Annotated in this window: 15 protein-coding genes; 4 read left to right on the top strand and 11 right to left on the bottom strand. The window is 64.4% G+C overall.

Going from position 1 to position 14,746, the window contains the following annotated elements; translation table 11 throughout:
- Positions 1-25 precede the first annotated feature (25 nt).
- The 10 genes from BM173_RS09130 to BM173_RS09175 form a co-directional block, all read right to left on the bottom strand.
- Positions 26-235 (bottom strand): hypothetical protein, encoded by a 210-nt coding sequence (locus tag BM173_RS09130; protein WP_090480476.1) that lies wholly within the window; start codon positions 233-235, stop codon positions 26-28.
- Complete coding sequence (ccoS, locus tag BM173_RS09135) at positions 232-384, bottom strand: cbb3-type cytochrome oxidase assembly protein CcoS (RefSeq protein ID WP_090480478.1); 153 nt, start codon at positions 382-384, stop codon at positions 232-234. Before ccoS ends, BM173_RS09130 begins: the two co-directional genes overlap by 4 nt.
- On the bottom strand, positions 381-2,504 hold the full coding sequence (locus BM173_RS09140) for a heavy metal translocating P-type ATPase (RefSeq protein ID WP_281247533.1): 2,124 nt from the start codon (positions 2,502-2,504) through the stop codon (positions 381-383). The genes ccoS and BM173_RS09140 overlap by 4 nt, the downstream gene beginning before the upstream one ends.
- Positions 2,501-2,947, bottom strand: a complete 447-nt coding sequence (locus BM173_RS09145; protein WP_342741974.1) for a FixH family protein — start codon at positions 2,945-2,947, stop codon at positions 2,501-2,503. The genes BM173_RS09140 and BM173_RS09145 overlap by 4 nt, the downstream gene beginning before the upstream one ends.
- Positions 2,944-4,524 carry a cytochrome c oxidase accessory protein CcoG gene (gene ccoG, locus BM173_RS09150; protein WP_090480481.1) on the bottom strand — a complete coding sequence of 527 codons (1,581 nt, stop codon included), beginning with the start codon at positions 4,522-4,524 and terminating at the stop codon, positions 2,944-2,946. The genes BM173_RS09145 and ccoG overlap by 4 nt, the downstream gene beginning before the upstream one ends.
- Positions 4,511-5,443, bottom strand: coding sequence for a cytochrome-c oxidase, cbb3-type subunit III (gene ccoP / locus BM173_RS09155; RefSeq protein WP_090480483.1), 933 nt, complete (start codon positions 5,441-5,443; stop codon positions 4,511-4,513). The genes ccoG and ccoP overlap by 14 nt, the downstream gene beginning before the upstream one ends.
- Entirely contained in the window at positions 5,433-5,597 is a 165-nt protein-coding gene (locus tag BM173_RS09160; RefSeq protein ID WP_090480486.1) for a cbb3-type cytochrome c oxidase subunit 3, read from the bottom strand. Before BM173_RS09160 ends, ccoP begins: the two co-directional genes overlap by 11 nt.
- A complete protein-coding gene (ccoO, locus tag BM173_RS09165) occupies positions 5,594-6,346 on the bottom strand; it encodes a cytochrome-c oxidase, cbb3-type subunit II (RefSeq protein WP_090480489.1) in 753 nt (250 codons plus the stop codon). Before ccoO ends, BM173_RS09160 begins: the two co-directional genes overlap by 4 nt.
- 12 nt (positions 6,347-6,358) lie before the next feature.
- Positions 6,359-8,005 (bottom strand): cytochrome-c oxidase, cbb3-type subunit I, encoded by a 1,647-nt coding sequence (ccoN, locus tag BM173_RS09170; RefSeq protein WP_090480492.1) that lies wholly within the window; start codon positions 8,003-8,005, stop codon positions 6,359-6,361.
- Between the two features lie 110 nt (positions 8,006-8,115).
- Positions 8,116-8,817: a helix-turn-helix domain-containing protein gene (locus BM173_RS09175; RefSeq protein WP_090480494.1), complete on the bottom strand. Its 702-nt coding sequence runs from the start codon at positions 8,815-8,817 to the stop codon at positions 8,116-8,118.
- A gap of 143 nt (positions 8,818-8,960) precedes the next feature.
- On the opposite strand from BM173_RS09175, the gene BM173_RS09180 reads away from it, so the two are divergent.
- The 4 genes from BM173_RS09180 to BM173_RS09195 all read left to right on the top strand — a co-directional run bounded on the left by BM173_RS09180 (position 8,961) and on the right by BM173_RS09195 (position 13,995).
- Positions 8,961-9,635: an OmpW/AlkL family protein gene (locus BM173_RS09180; RefSeq protein ID WP_090481532.1), complete on the top strand. Its 675-nt coding sequence runs from the start codon at positions 8,961-8,963 to the stop codon at positions 9,633-9,635.
- Between the two features lie 147 nt (positions 9,636-9,782).
- Positions 9,783-11,003 (top strand): MFS transporter, encoded by a 1,221-nt coding sequence (locus tag BM173_RS09185; protein WP_090481535.1) that lies wholly within the window; start codon positions 9,783-9,785, stop codon positions 11,001-11,003.
- Between the two features lie 46 nt (positions 11,004-11,049).
- Complete coding sequence (locus tag BM173_RS09190; RefSeq protein WP_090480497.1) at positions 11,050-13,071, top strand: TonB-dependent receptor; 2,022 nt, start codon at positions 11,050-11,052, stop codon at positions 13,069-13,071.
- Between the two features lie 30 nt (positions 13,072-13,101).
- Positions 13,102-13,995, top strand: a complete 894-nt coding sequence (locus tag BM173_RS09195) for an HpcH/HpaI aldolase/citrate lyase family protein (protein ID WP_090480500.1) — start codon at positions 13,102-13,104, stop codon at positions 13,993-13,995.
- Here BM173_RS09195 and BM173_RS09200 read toward each other — a convergent pair.
- Positions 13,992-14,726 carry a 3'(2'),5'-bisphosphate nucleotidase CysQ gene (locus tag BM173_RS09200; RefSeq protein WP_090480503.1) on the bottom strand — a complete coding sequence of 245 codons (735 nt, stop codon included), beginning with the start codon at positions 14,724-14,726 and terminating at the stop codon, positions 13,992-13,994. The genes BM173_RS09195 and BM173_RS09200 overlap by 4 nt on opposite strands.
- Positions 14,727-14,746 lie beyond the last annotated feature (20 nt).

Below are 14,746 nucleotides of genomic sequence, written 5' to 3' on the forward strand. Positions count from 1 at the left end.
GATGCGCGGACGGCCCGTCTTTGCGTCAGATCAAATTATGCTTGCGGGACGCGCCGCGGCAGCCTTTTGCATGACACGGCTGGGTAAGGGGAGACTTCCTCGGCTGCACGGGGATTTCGATAGTGACGGTAGCCCCGTTGCCGCAAATGCTCGCGGAGATGATCCGCTGCTGCTCGGGCAGGGGGCCGACAATCGCAGGCACCAATGCGAGCAGGCCCAGAACGGTCCCGTTCATCCTTCTTCATCCTCGTCGTCGATGAGGATGCGCTGCGCGGCCCCGTCGAGGTCTTCGAACTGGCCGTCGCGCATGGCCCAAAAGAACATCGCCAGGCCCAGAAGGCCGAGGCCGAGCGCAATGGGGATCAGGACCAGGAGGCCGCTCATTTTTTCACCTTCGCCAGTCTCAGCGAATTGCCCACCACGATGAGCGAACTGCCCGACATGGCAATGGCCGCGATCAGCGGGGTCACGACCCCTGCGAGGGCGAGCGGCACGGCGCAGATGTTGTAGACGACAGCAAGGCCGAAGTTCTGGCGCACGATCGCCATGCACCGCCGCGCGTGGGAGATAGCGAGAGCGACAGGCATCAGCGCTTTGCCGGTAAACACCGCATCTGCCGCCTGCTGGCTGACGTCGCTGGCACTGCCCGGCGCAATGGAGGCATGGGCCGCAGCGAGCGCGGGACCGTCATTGATGCCGTCGCCCACCATCAGGACCTTGCGGCCTTCCGAGCGCAACTCTTCGAGCAGGGCTAGCTTGTCCTGGGGCTTGGCCTCGGCGGTCGCCGGGACATCGAGAGCTTTCGCGACCGTTTCGACCGCTCCCTGGCGATCCCCCGATAGGATGCGGCTCGCAATGCCCTGCTGCGACAGTCTGGCGAGGGCTTCCTTCGCATCGGCGCGCAAGCCATCCGCGAAGGTGATGATCGTTTCTTCAGGGCCGATGCGAAGGAGGGAGGCCATGCCGGTGGTCTCTTCCTCCGGGCGACCAAGTGAGACCGGCACACCCTGCGATACTCCTGCAAGACCCTGTCCTTCGCCCTCTGCGATGTCCTCGACCTGTGCGGGCCGCGTGCCCTCGCTTTTAAGGGCATCCGCGAGGCTGCGGCTAAGCGGGTGGCGGCTGGTCTGCGCAAGCGCCAGGGCAACCTGACGCTGCTTCTCTCCGAGAAGGGAAAGGTCGGCCTGCGGCTCGCCGAGCGTCAGCGTGCCGGTTTTGTCGAAGATCGCGATGTCCACCTCTGCAAGGCGTTCCAACGCACTGCCGTCCTTGACCAGCAGGCCGCGCTTGATGAGCGCTCCGGAGGTCACGACCTGTGCCGCAGGGACCGCCAGGCCCATTGCGCAGGGGCAGGTTATGATGAGGACGGCAATCGCGATGACCAGCGACTGGTACCAGCCTGCGCCAGCCAGCATCCAGCCTAGGAATGCCAAAAGGGCGAGCGAATGGACGGCGGGAGCATACAGGCGCGATGCGCGGTCCGCGATGCGGGTATAGCGGCTGCGGCTCTGGCCCGCCTCGTCCATGAGACGCGCGATTTCGGCGATCACCGTATCGGAAGATGCTGCGGTGACGCGCACTTCCATCGGCCCGGACAGGGCGATGGCACCCGCATGAACGACGGACCCCGCCTCGACCGATGCCGGATCGCTCTCCCCGGTCAGCATCGAGTTGTCGAGCGACCCGCGGCCTTTCTCGATCACCCCATCGGCGGCCAGTGCATCGCCGGACGCGACGAGCATGATCGTCCCCGGCTGGAGGTCTTCCGCTTTTACTTCGGAAGTGCCGCCATCGGGGCCGAGCACGCGCGCGCTTTTGCCCATCTTGGAAAGCAGCGCACCGATGCCGGCCCTCGTCTTTGTCCGCATGGTCGCATCGAGCGCCCGTCCCGCGAGCAGGAAGAACAGCAGCATTACGGCGCTGTCGAAATAGGCGTGCCCGTCGCCCGCGAAGGTTTCGTACACGCTCAGCCCGGTCGCAAGCAGTACGCCGATCGAGATCGGCACGTCCATGTTCGTGCGTCCGTAGCGCAGCGCCATCCAGGCAGAGGCAAAGAAGGGGCGGCCCGAATAGGCGACGACGGGCAGCGCGATGATAGCCGACAGCCAGTGGAACAGGTCGCGGGTGACGCCGCCCGCGCCCGACCAGACGCTGACCGACAGCAGCATGATATTCATCATGCCGAACCCAGCGACCGCGAGCGCACGGAGCAGGGCCCTGCTTTCCTTGTCGTCACTGCCGAGCGGATTTTCGGCGAGGGCCTGCGCTTCGAAGCCAAGATGGCGCAGCGCCTCTACTAGATCGCCCTGATCAAGTCCCTGGCTGTGCCGCACCGCGACGCGCTTGGCTGAAAAGTTCACGCGGGCGGCGTCGATGCCCTCGATCTCGGCAAGGCCGCGCTCGATCTTGGCGATACATCCTGCACAGCGCATACCCGGGACAGTCAGGCGCGTGTCGACGAGCGCGCTATCCTCGAGATCTTGCTGGCGGAACGGCGCGGTCACCCGATCTGCTCCTCCGAAACCCAGCGGTCATCGCCCCGTTCGATCGAAACGCGCACGATCCAGCGACCTGCGGGCAGGGCTTCGCCCGACAGCAGCCGCGCTTCGCCGGTTTGCACGAAGGTAAGCTCGCGCGTGTCGGCCTGGCCGAGCGGGCGGCGCACCTGTGCGGATACCGTTGCGCTGGCGGGCACGTTTTCAAGGTCGAGTACCAGGCGGTCGCCCGAACGGCTGGCCTCGGCATTCCACCCCAGCGCTTCCTGCCGCTCTGCCTGGTCGAGCCAGCCGTTGAACTTCTGGCTGGCGACATAGGAGTTCTCGACAACGACGCCGCTGAAGCTGCCCGATGCGATGGCCGCCATGGTGAAGTTGACCGCCACCACCACGCCGAAGCCCGCCACGAGGATCGCGGCCATTTTCCTGCCTGTGAATTCCTTCTGCATCATTGTGTCTCCGGTGCATCGAAGCGGGTTTCGACGCGGTCGCTTTCGCGCTGTTCGTCGAGCGAGGTGACGGTGAAGGCAAAGTCCTGTGTCTTTGCGTCGCGAGGAGCCATCACATAGGCCCTGATGGTGCGAACCTGGTCGGCAGCGACCGTGACGGTCTGCGTGGCGGCTGCCTCGTCACGGCCGATGGCATCGGTCCACATGACGCCGCCATCCAGCCCATCGAGCGCGATTTCCATGTCGCGCGGACGGCTTTCCATATTGCGGATTTTCAGCGTGAAGGAATTGCGGATCGAGCCGTCGCTCATCAGCATGAAGGGCGGATTGCGGTCGGGCGCGACGGTCATTTCCGTATGCGTGCGTACGCCGAGAGCGAACAGCAGGGCCGCGCCGATGCCGGCCCAGATCGTGAAATAAACCATCGTCCTGGGGCGGAGCAGCGCGCGCCATGCCGGTTTCGATGCTTCGCCAGCGGCCTCCCTCTCGCAATCCTCTAGCGTGGCATAGTCGATCAGGCCGCGCGGCCTGCCGATATCCTTCATGACCTTGTCGCAGGCATCGATGCACAGGGCGCAGGTAATGCAGCCGATTTGCGGACCCTCCCGGATATCGATGCCGGTGGGGCAGACCTGGACACATTGCGTGCAGTCGATGCAATCGCCGAACTGGCCGGGATTCTTGGCGGCTTTTTTCACGCTGCCGCGAGGTTCGCCGCGCCAGTCCTTATAGGTCACCAGCAGCGATTTCTCGTCCATCATCGCGGTCTGGATGCGCGGCCAAGGGCACATGTAGATGCAGACCTGCTCGCGCATGAAGCCGCCCAGAGTGACGGTGGTCAGCGTAAGGACCGCCACGGTGATATAGGCGACCGGCGCCGCTTCGAGGGCGAAGAAATCGCGGCACAGCGTGGGCGCATCGGCGAAATAGAGAATCCATGCACCGCCGGTCACGAAACCGATCGCGAGGTAGATCGACCATTTGAAGCCGCGCCGGAAGACCTTGCCCCAGGTCCAGGGCGCATTCTCCAGCCGGATGCGCGCATTGCGATCTCCGTCGACGAAGCGGTCGATGTGCTGGAACAGGTCGGTCCAGACCGTCTGCGGGCAGGCATAGCCGCACCAGGCGCGGCCCACTGCACTCGTAATCACGAACAGGCCGATCCCCGCCATGATCAGCAGGCCCGCGACGAAATAGAATTCGTGCGGCCAGATCTCGATACCGAACATGTAGAACCGCCGGTTGGCGAGGTCGACAAGCACGGCCTGGTCGGGTGCGTAAGGCCCGCGGTCCCAACGCAGCCACGGGGTGACGTAATAGATCCCCAGCGTGACCAGCATCACGAACCATTTAAAGCGCCTGAAAGGCCCGTCGATACGCTTGTTATGGATCGACTTGCGCGCTTCGTAGAGCTTTTCCGGCAGGGTCTCGCGCGGCGGTTCATGCGGTTCGTGGCGCCGCGTGGCTGCCGCCGGATCGGCAACCGCGCTGGATACGGGCTCGTTCGACTTGGCGATGCCGTCCTCGACGGTCACCGCCCAGTCGCGTTTCGTATCGTCCGGTTGGTCAGGGTTGCCCATCGTTTCCGGCTTCCGCTTCGGGTTGGGTTTCGGCGCTGTCGGAAATCTCCGCTTGCGCCTCTTCGCCTCCCCCGAGCGAATAGACATAGGCTGTCAGCATCTTGACCGTCACCGGGTCCAGCCTCTCGCCCCATGCGGGCATTGCGCCCATCTTGGGGTTGAGGATCTGGCGCTTGATGTCGGCAGCGGTTCCGCCACGAAGCCAGATCTGGTCGTTGAGGCGCGGCGCGCCTTGCACACGGTCGCCCTGTCCGGCCGGACCGTGGCAGGCCGCGCAATTGTCGGCGTAGATTTGCGCCCCTGCCGCGCTGGGATCCGCATTGCCGCTCAACGACAGGACGTGCTGCGTCACGGCATCGAGCTGCGCGCTGTCGAAAGCGCCGTCGAATGCCGGCATCACGCTCTGGCGCTTCTCATTATCGTCCGGCTGGCGAATGCCGCGGTCGATCGAATAGTGGATCGCCGCAAGATCGCCGCCCCACAGCCAGTCGTCATCGTTGAGGTTGGGATAGCCCAATGTCTGGCTGCCCGCCGCGCCCGATCCGTGGCATTGCGAACAGTTCACCTTGAACGCTGCGGCACCGCCCGCGACGGCGCGCTGCATGAGTTCCGGATTGTCGCGCAGCTTCACCACGTCGATCGCGGCCAGCTGTTCGCGGAAGCTCTGCTGGGCCCGGTCGGCGGCGGTCATCTCCTGAGCCAGCGCGCCGCGGCTGGACCAGCCGAGCATGCCCGACGTTGCCCGGTCGATCATCGGCCAGGCCGGGTATGCGATGACATAGCCGATGGCGAAGATGATGGTGAGGTAGAAGGTCCACAGCCACCAGCGCGGCAGCGGGGTGTTCAGTTCTTCGATGCCGTCCCACTCGTGGCCGACGGTTTCGGTGCCGGTGGGCTGGTCGATGCGCTTATTCGCCATCGTCGTTTCCTTCAAAGATCGAATTGGCTGCCTCTTCGTTGCGCTTGCCGGCGCCCGGCCGAAACGGCCATAGGCACAGGAGCAGGAAGAGCGCGACGGTGGCGATCAGCGCATAGCTGTCGGCGAAATGGCGCAGGCTTTCGTAGGAGGTCATCGGCCTTTCTCCTGCGCAAGTTCCTGCTGCGCGGCGGCGCTGTCGACATCGACCAGCGTGCCCAGCATCTGGAGATAGGCGACCAGCGCATCCATTTCCGTAATGCGCGAGGGATCGCCGTCGTAATCGCGGACCTGCGCCTTGGGATAGCGGCGCTGGAAGTCTTCCAGATCGCCTTCCGCATCCGGATCGGCCTGCAGGAACAGGTCCATCAGGGCGTTGTCGATGTCTTCCTGCGAGTAGGGCACGCCGACGCGGCTCAGTGCGGTAAGGGTCGCGGAAGGATCGCCTACGGCAAGCTCGGTTTCGGCCAGGAAGCCGTATTGCGGCATGACGCTTTCAGGCACCACGGCCTGCGGGTTGATGAGGTGCTGGACGTGCCATTCATCCGAATAGCGACCGCCGACGCGGGCAAGGTCCGGCCCGGTCCGCTTCGATCCCCACTGGAAGGGGTGGTCGTACATGCTTTCTGCAGCGAGGCTGTATGCGCCGTAACGTTCCACTTCGTCGCGAAACGGGCGGATCATCTGGCTATGGCACACATAGCAGCCTTCGCGGATGTAGATGTCGCGCCCGGCCTGTTCCAGCGGGGTATAGGGCCGCATCCCGTCGACTTTCTCGATCGTGTTGTCGAGGTAGAAGAGCGGGGTGATCTGCACCAGGCCGCCGATGGCAACCGTAATCAGCGTGCACACCGCCAGCAGCGTGATGTTGCGTTCTAGTTTCTTGTGGCGTTCGGTCATGCTCATGGCAGTCAGCCCTTATTCGGCCGGAACGGCGCTGGTGGGAGTGTCGACGATCGGACGGTCTTTCTCCGCGTCGTAGGCGGCGTCGCGCATCGGCGCTTCGTCGCGCAGCTTTCCGGCCAGCGTCATCCAGATGTTGTAGGTCATCACGAAGGCGCCCGAGAGGTAGAGCAGGCCGCCGAAGGCGCGCAGCACGTACATCGGGAACATCGCGGCGACGCTGTCGGCGAAGGACCACACGAGATATCCGTCGGGGCCGTATTCGCGCCACATCAGGCCCTGCTGGATCCCGGCGACCCACATGGTGGCAGCGTAGAAAACGATGCCCAGGGTCGCGAGCCAGAAGTGCCAGTTGATCATCCGCAGCGAATACATCCGCTCCCGGCCCCACAGGCGCGGCACGAGGAAGTACACGCAGGCGAAGGTGATCATGCCGTTCCATCCCAGCGCGCCGGAGTGGACGTGGCCGATGGTCCAGTCGGTATAGTGCGACAGGCTGTTCACGCTCTTGATCGAGAGCATGGGTCCTTCGAAGGTGCTCATCCCGTAGAAGGCGAGCGCCATAACCATCATGCGGATAATCGGGTCGGTGCGGATCTTGTCCCATGCCCCGTTGAGGGTCATCAGGCCGTTGATCATGCCGCCCCAGCTGGGCATCCACAGCATGATCGAGAACACCATGCCCAGCGTCTGCGCCCAGTCGGGCAGCGCGGTGTAGTGCAGGTGGTGCGGACCCGCCCAGATATAGAGGAAGATCAGCGACCAGAAGTGGATGATCGACAGCCGGTAGCTGTAGACTGGGCGTTCGGCCTGTTTCGGCACGAAGTAGTACATCATCGCCAGGAAGCCCGCCGTCAGGAAGAACCCGACCGCGTTATGGCCGTACCACCACTGCGTCAGCGCATCCTGAACGCCAGCAAAGGCGCTGTAGCTTTTCGCGCCGAGCAGGCTCACCGGCATGGCGAGGTTGTTGACGATGTGGAGCATCGCAACGGTCACGATGAAGGCGAGGTAGAACCAGTTCGCGACGTAGATATGCGGTTCGCGGCGGCGTACGATGGTGCCGACGAAGACGATGAAATAGGCCACCCACACGATGGTCAGCCACAGGTCGACGTACCATTCGGGCTCTGCATATTCGCGCGATTGCGTGACGCCGAGCAGGTAACCCGTCGCGGCCAGCACGATGAACAGCTGGTAGCCCCAGAACACGAAGCGGGCGAGGCCGGGGAAGGCCAACTGCGCACGGCAGGTGCGCTGGACGACATAGAAGCTCGTCGCGATCAGGGCATTGCCGCCGAATGCGAAAATCACTGCGCTGGTATGGAGCGGACGAACCCTGCCGAAGTTGAAATAGGGCTCGAAATTGAGCTGCGGGAAGGCCAGCTGCAAGGCGATGAAGAGGCCGGCGGCAAGGCCCGCAATGCCCCAGAACATGGTCGCCAGCACGCCCCAGCGAATGGGGTCGTCGTCATATTTTGACGGCGTATCGGGCATCTTGAAGAAGCTGTTGAGCTTGCCCGCGGGATCGTATCGCGATGCGCTCATCCACATCAGGACGAAGCACACCAGCGCCACGATTACCGCGTGTGCGGCAAAGCCCCCGTCGGCCGCCGTGGCGACGACCACGATCGAGACCAGGAACAGGACAAACCACAGCATTGTGCGGCCTAATGCGGTTTCCGCTTGCATATTACCTCCCGTGCAATCCCTGCGCGCCTAACGCGGCCACCGGGATCCTGCATTGATGTGGATCAAATTTGAAGGATTTTTCACGCCGCGACCCTGAGGTGGCCTGCGCGGCGATCGAGTTCGTCGACGCGTAGCAGCGTCACTCCGGAGCGGCCCTGCGTCCGGATCAGGCCCTGGTCGCGTAGCAAGGTGAACTGGCGGCTGACGGTTTCGATGGTGAGGCCGAGACTGTCGGCGATGTCCTTGCGCGACATGGGCAGGTCCAGCTTCACCTCGGACCCTTCACCGCGTCCGATCCGCTCTGCCATGGAGAGCAGGAAGCTTGACACGCGTTCGAGCGCCGACTTGCGCCCCAGCGTGAGGGTCTTCTCTCGGCTGCGCTGCAGTGAGACGGTGCTGCGCTCAAGCAATTGCGTGAGGACCTGCTGGTGCTTTTCGGCAGCCTGCAGAAATTGGGCGTAGGGGAAAGTCATCAGGTCGCAATCGACCAGCGCTTCCAACGTGTAGCTGTGCGCGCCATGGGCGGGCAGCGTCAGCAGGTCCCCGGTGAAATGGAAGGCGAGCACCTGCTCGCGATGGTCCGAGGCATGGGCGACCAGTTTCGTCGCACCGTCGCACAGGAAGACGAGGGTCGGCTCGTCGTCGGGGTAGTGGAGGTGCCGGTCCGGTTTGAGGTGGACGTGCGAACCGAGCGTGCGGAACAGGCGCACGGTTTCGGGCCCCGTGCGCTTGGGCAGAACGCGGCTTACGAAGCAGTCGAAGGCGTCGGTGCAAGTGTGCATGGACGCCCTATCGCGCGGCGAAAAGCGTATCTCATTGATCCAGATCAAGGAGCGCCATGGAAAGCTGGTGCAGTTGCCTTGCCACGCGATGCAACAACCTGGGCCGCATGGGGTGGCCGCTGCATCGCGCCAAGGAATGCGAAATGAAGAAACTGCTTGCCGGAACCGTCGCGGGGCTCGCGATGCTTGCCATCCCCGCCCAGGCGCAGGCACAGGACGCCAAGGGCGCCATCCAGGTGAAGCTGCTGGGCACGGCCGTGCTTCCCGATGGCAAGATCACCGAGGTGAAAACCGATATCGTCGGCCTGCCCGCCGGGACGCAGACCGAGGCCAACGACAATGTCGTGCCGACGCTCGCGATAGAATATTTCGTCTCGCCCAATTTCTCGCTGGAGACGATTTGCTGCATGACGCAGCACGATGTCGACGCCGTCTCGGGCCTGACTGGCGCCGAGCTGGTGTCGGATGCCAAGCTCATCCCGGCGACCGTCACGGCAAAATACCACTTCGACCTCGGCGGTGCGAAGCCCTACGTCGGCGCGGGCGCGACCTATTTCCTCTGGGTGGACGTGGACCCGGGCGAAGCGACCCTGCCGCTGGGTGTGACCAGGACCGATCTCTCGGACGAATTCGGATTCGTGCTGCAGGCCGGCCTCGATGTTCCGGTCAATGATAGCGGCCTCGCCTTCAGCGTCGATGCGAAGCGCTATTTCGTCGGCACCACGGCCAGCTGGTACGCAGGCGACACGCTTGCCATCCAGACCGAACACGATCTCGACCCATGGGTCCTGAGCGCAGGCGTCGCCTACCGCTTCTAAAGGGATCGGCCGGCTCTCGCACGCCAGCCGGCCCGCCTTGCGCGGCCTTGCGGGAAGTCCCGCAGGGCCGCGTTTTTTATGCCAGGTCCGGGCCTGCGATTTCCGCAGCACCTTGAAGCGTGTGCCATGAGTGTTAGGGGCGATTCGATGTTATCTTCGGCCCTTCCGATCCGGTCCCTCTTGTTCGCCATCTTCATCCTGATGGCGGGAAGCGGTTTCCTTTCGACCCTCATCGCCATCCGGCTGGAAGAGGCGGGCGCGGCTGCGCTGCTGATCGGTATCGTGGGTACGGGCTATTTCGCAGGGCTCACCTGGGGATCGCTCAAGGTCGAAACGCTGATTGCCCGTATCGGCCACATCCGCGCCTTCGCCGCTTTCGTGACCGTGTTTTCGGCCAGCAGCCTGACCTATGCGATCGTCGATTTCCCGTACCTCTGGATCGCGCTGCGGCTGGTGGACGGTTTTGCCATGGCTGGCGTCTTCGTGTGCCTCGAAAGCTGGCTCAACAAGCAGGCCCAGCCGCACAACCGCAGCACGATCCTCGCGGCCTATATGATCGCGCTGTATTGCGGGCAGGCCGGCGGCCAGTTCCTGCTGAATTTGGGCGACAATTCGCCGGACCTGCCCTTCATGGTTTCGGCAGTGCTGCTGTCGCTTGCGCTGCTGCCGGTCTTGCTGACCCGGATGGAGCAGCCGCATATCGAACGCACCGTGCCGTTCTCTTTGAAGCGCCTGTATACCGCATCGCCGCTCGGCATCGTCGGCACGCTGACGACCGGCGCCATGCTGGGCGCGTTCTACGCCATGGGTGCGGTTTACGTGCAGCGGATCGGTATGGACCTTTCGCAGGTCGCCTTTTTCACCTTCAGCGTGATCGCGGGCGGCGTGCTGCTGCAATACCCGCTCGGATTGCTGTCCGACCGGTTCGACCGTCGCAAGGTTATCGTGTGGTGCAGCCTGATTGCGGCGGCGATCTGTGCGGGGCTGGCCCTGCTCGATTTGCCGAACGAGGGGACGATCCTGCTCGGTGCCATGTTCGGTGGCTTCGCCTTCGCGCTCTATCCCCTGTGTGTCGCACATACCAATGACCACCTCGAAGAAGACGAGAGGATCGGGGCGAGCAGCGGCTTGGTGCTAACCTATTCGGCAGGCGCGGTTGCAGGACCGCTCATCGGGTCGACCGCGATGAGCCTTGCCGGACCGGCGGGCCTGTTCTTCGCGATCGGCACCCTGGCGCTGCTCGGCGGATTGTTCGGCCTCTGGCGTATGGCCGCATCCCCTCCCGTTGCAGCCGACGACCAGCAACCTTTCCAAAGCCTTCCGCGCACATCGCCCATGGCCGCCGTGCTCGAATCCGAAGAAGACTGAGGACATTGGCTTGACCGGCTGGCGAGGGTCCCCGAAAGCACCGCCGATGAAATCGCTCGCTCCAGCTTCTCTCACGCTCCGTGCAGGCCTTCTCGGGGCGGCAGCCGCTGCCGCAACGCCTGTAATCGCACAGGATGCCGAGGAACCTGTGATCGTCGTCACCGGCGAAGGTCTGGAGGAAACGCCTGCCAGCCCCGCCTACGACACACAGACCATCGAGCGCGAGCAGATCGTCTCGGCTCCCTCAGGTCGGATAGAGGACGTGCTGTCTTCGGTCGCGGGGTTCCAGCAATTTCGCCGGTCCGACAGCCGCTCGTCCAATCCCAGCGCACAGGGCGCGACCTTGCGTGCCCTCGGCGGCAATGCGACCAGCCGCGCGCTGGTGCTGCTCGACGGCGTGCCGATGGCCGATCCTTTCTTTGGCTTCATTCCTTTCACCGCGATCGCCCCCGAACGCCTGGGCGAAATCAGGGTGACGCGCGGGGGCGGTGCGGGTTCGTTCGGCGCCGGCGCCCTCGCCGGAACCATCGAACTGGTGAGCGCGGGCGCTGCCGATCTCGACGGCTTCGGCGGCCAGGTTCTCGTCAACGATCGCGGCGGTACGGAAAGCGCGCTGCACACATCGTCGCAATTGTCCGACGGGTTTGGTGTGATCTCGGCACGATGGGACCGGGGGCCGGGCTTCTTCACCACGCCGAAGGCCGACCGCGTCGATGCGAGCGCCAAATCGGCTTACGACAGCTGGTCCACTCAGCTTCGCGGGGTTGTTCCCGTTGGCGAGGATGCAGAACTGCAGGTGCGCGGCCTTGTCTATGACGACCGCCGAACCTTGCGCTTCGATGGAGCGGACAGTTCCAGTTCCGGCCAGGATGCCAGCATTCGCCTCGTCGGGCGGGGCGACTGGCAATATGAAGCGCTCGCCTATGTGCAGGCGCGCAACTTCACCAATACGGTCATCAGCTCGACGCGGTTCGTGCCGGTCCTCGACCAGCGCAACACCCCCTCGACCGGGCTGGGCGGCAAACTCGAAGTGCGTCCGCCGGTCCAGGACGACCAGGTGCTGCGTCTGGGGGTGGATTACCGCCGCTCCGACGGGGAATTGTTTGAAACCGCGATCAGCGCCTTCAGCGGCAGGGTTAACGAGCGGCGCAATGCCGGCGGGACCAATTCCGATCTCGGCTTCTTCGTGGAGCATGAATGGTTGCTCGGCCCCGTCACACTGACGGGCGGTGCGCGGCTGGACCGCTATGCAATTTCGGACGGCTTCTACGAGGCGCGCGATGCTTCGGGCAATATCATCCGCTCGACCCGGTTCGAGGATCGCTCCGGATGGCAGGATTCCTATCGCGGCGGGGTGCTCTTCAGGGTTTCCGATGCCTTGCGCCTGCGGGCGGCAGCATACACCGGCCTGCGCCTGCCCACGCTGAACGAACTTTACCGGCCCTTCGTCGTCTTCCCAGTCACGACCAATGCCAACGCCTCGCTGCGGAACGAGCGGCTGGAGGGCGTGGAGGCAGGCTTCGACCTGACCCCGGCAGAGGGCATGGAACTGTCGGCAACGGTGTTCGACAACAAGGTCGAAGGGGCGATCGCCAACGTCACGCTCGATGCCACCACCCGCCAGCGCCAGAATATCGACGAAATCAGGGCGCGCGGCGTGGAGGTCTCCGCTGGCCTGTCCCTCGACACGCTGCGCTTCGATCTCTCGCTCGCCTATACCGATGCAGAGGCACGCGATGCAGGTGCAGTCTTCGACGGCAACCGGCCTGCGCAAACGCCGCGGTGGGCGGGCGGGGCGACGCTTAGTTGGCGTCCCGCGGCGGACTGGCTGCTTGCAGCATCCCTGCGCCATACGGGCGACCAGTTCGAAGACGATCTCGAGACCGACGTGCTGCCGGCCACGACCACCTTCGGCGTTTACGCGCAGGCGCCCGTGACCAGGCGCCTTGCCGTTGTGCTGCGCGGCGAGAACCTGTTCGACGAGGAAATCGTGACCCGAAACCAGGGCGGCTCCATCGACCTCGGTGTGCCGCGCACCGTCTGGGCCGGCATCAAGCTGGGCCTGTAGAATGCAGAATGTGACGAGAGGTTTGCCCACGTGACTACCCAGCCATCGCTTCCCAATCGCTTTCGCTCCTGGCTCTTCGCGCCCGGCGACAGCGAGCGTAAGATGACCAAGGCGGCAGAGGGCGAGGCGGACATCGTTATCTTCGATATCGAGGACGCTGTTGCCGAAGATGCCAAGCCCGCCGCGCGCGAGGCCATTCGCGCCTTCCTGCTGGCACGCAGCGAAGAGGAGCGCTCGCGCCTGTGGGTGCGGGTCAACCCGCTCGACGGACCGCACACGGCAGACGACATTGCCGCAATCCTGCCCGGCAGGCCAGGCGGCATCATGCTGCCCAAATCGCGCGGGCGGCACGATGTGGAGGCGCTCGATGCGCTGATGACGCCGCTGGAAATGGAGCTCGGGATCGAACCGGGCTCAACCCCGGTAATCGCGCTGGTGACCGAAGTTGCCGCCGCCATGTTCACGACCGGCGATTATGCCGGTGCCCCGCGGCTCGCAGCGATGACTTGGGGGGCAGAGGACCTCGCCGATTCCATCGGTGCCGTGTCGAACCTTGGCGAGGACGGGGCCTATACCTTCACCTATGAACTGGCGCGCAGCCTCACGCTGCTCGGCGCTGCGGCGGCCGGGATCCCGGCTATCGAGACCATCGACGGTGATTTCCGCAACCTCGAAGGCCTCAAGGACCGCGCGCAGAAGGTGCGCCGCGACGGCTATCGCGGGATGCTGGCGATCCATCCGGCGCAGGTCCCGATCATCAACGAGGCATTCTCGCCCAGCGCCGAGGAAATCGCCGAAGCACGCGAAATCGTGGCGCTGTTCGACGCGAACCCGGGGGCAGGGACCATCGGCCATAACGGCAAGATGCTGGATCGCCCGCACCTCTCCCGCGCGCGCCAGTTGCTTGCGCAAATCGAAGGCTAGGACGAAAGCTTCGCCACTTCGGCAAGCACCGTTTCGGCATATTCCGCGCGACAGATCAGCAGGTCCGGCATGTAGGTGTCGGCCTGGTTGTAGATGAGCGGGCTGCCGTCGATCCGGCTGGCGTGTAGGCCATGGGCGAGGGCGACGGCGACAGGTGCCGCGCTGTCCCATTCGTATTGGCCGCCGGTGTGGAGATAGATTTCCGCTTCGCCGCGCACCACGGCCATGGCCTTGGCTCCGGCAGACCCCATGGGCACAAGCTCAGCGCTGATGGCGTCTGCGACGGCAACTGCCTCAGCTGCGGGGCGCGTGCGGCTGACGACCATGCGGGGCTTTGCGGCCATTTCGGGCAGTTCGCCCGGTTTGCCGGTGCAGAGCACCTTGCCAAGGCCGGGCAGAGCGACTGCACCCACTTCCGGCCTGCCATCCACGCATAGCGCGACGTGCACCGCCCAGTCGCTACGCTCTTCGCCGAACTCGCGGGTGCCATCCACGGGGTCCACAATCCACACCCGCTGCTTGGACAGGCGTTCGCTGGTGTCCTTGCTCTCTTCGGACAGGAGACCGTCGTCGGGGCGCTGGTGACGCAGGGCGTGGCACAGGAACTGGTTTGCGGTCTCGTCGCCCGCATTGCCCAGCGCCTTGCCTTCGAACATGCCGCTCGCGCGCACTTCCAGCAGGATCTTGCCTGCGCATTCGGCGAGGTGGGCTGCCAGTTCGGCGTCGGTCATGCGAAATCCCGTCAGTGAAA

It is taken from the genome of Qipengyuania nanhaisediminis (assembly GCF_900115585.1).
GTDB lineage: Bacteria > Pseudomonadota > Alphaproteobacteria > Sphingomonadales > Sphingomonadaceae > Qipengyuania > Qipengyuania nanhaisediminis.

What these genes read in the sequence shown, in the direction of transcription:
- BM173_RS09200 (WP_090480503.1), bottom strand. Translation starts at nt 14,726, where the DNA reads ATGACCGACGCCGAACTGGCAGCCCACCTCGCCGAATGCGCAGGCAAG.
- BM173_RS09180 (WP_090481532.1), top strand. Translation starts at nt 8,961, where the DNA reads ATGAAGAAACTGCTTGCCGGAACCGTCGCGGGGCTCGCGATGCTTGCC.
- BM173_RS09145 (WP_342741974.1), bottom strand. Translation starts at nt 2,947, where the DNA reads ATGATGCAGAAGGAATTCACAGGCAGGAAAATGGCCGCGATCCTCGTG.
- ccoO (WP_090480489.1), bottom strand. Translation starts at nt 6,346, where the DNA reads ATGAGCATGACCGAACGCCACAAGAAACTAGAACGCAACATCACGCTG.
- BM173_RS09185 (WP_090481535.1), top strand. Translation starts at nt 9,783, where the DNA reads ATGTTATCTTCGGCCCTTCCGATCCGGTCCCTCTTGTTCGCCATCTTC.
- BM173_RS09160 (WP_090480486.1), bottom strand. Translation starts at nt 5,597, where the DNA reads ATGACCTCCTACGAAAGCCTGCGCCATTTCGCCGACAGCTATGCGCTG.
- ccoP (WP_090480483.1), bottom strand. Translation starts at nt 5,443, where the DNA reads ATGGCGAATAAGCGCATCGACCAGCCCACCGGCACCGAAACCGTCGGC.
- ccoS (WP_090480478.1), bottom strand. Translation starts at nt 384, where the DNA reads ATGAGCGGCCTCCTGGTCCTGATCCCCATTGCGCTCGGCCTCGGCCTT.
- BM173_RS09190 (WP_090480497.1), top strand. Translation starts at nt 11,050, where the DNA reads ATGAAATCGCTCGCTCCAGCTTCTCTCACGCTCCGTGCAGGCCTTCTC.
- ccoG (WP_090480481.1), bottom strand. Translation starts at nt 4,524, where the DNA reads ATGGGCAACCCTGACCAACCGGACGATACGAAACGCGACTGGGCGGTG.
- ccoN (WP_090480492.1), bottom strand. Translation starts at nt 8,005, where the DNA reads ATGCTGTGGTTTGTCCTGTTCCTGGTCTCGATCGTGGTCGTCGCCACG.
- BM173_RS09175 (WP_090480494.1), bottom strand. Translation starts at nt 8,817, where the DNA reads ATGCACACTTGCACCGACGCCTTCGACTGCTTCGTAAGCCGCGTTCTG.
- BM173_RS09130 (WP_090480476.1), bottom strand. Translation starts at nt 235, where the DNA reads ATGAACGGGACCGTTCTGGGCCTGCTCGCATTGGTGCCTGCGATTGTC.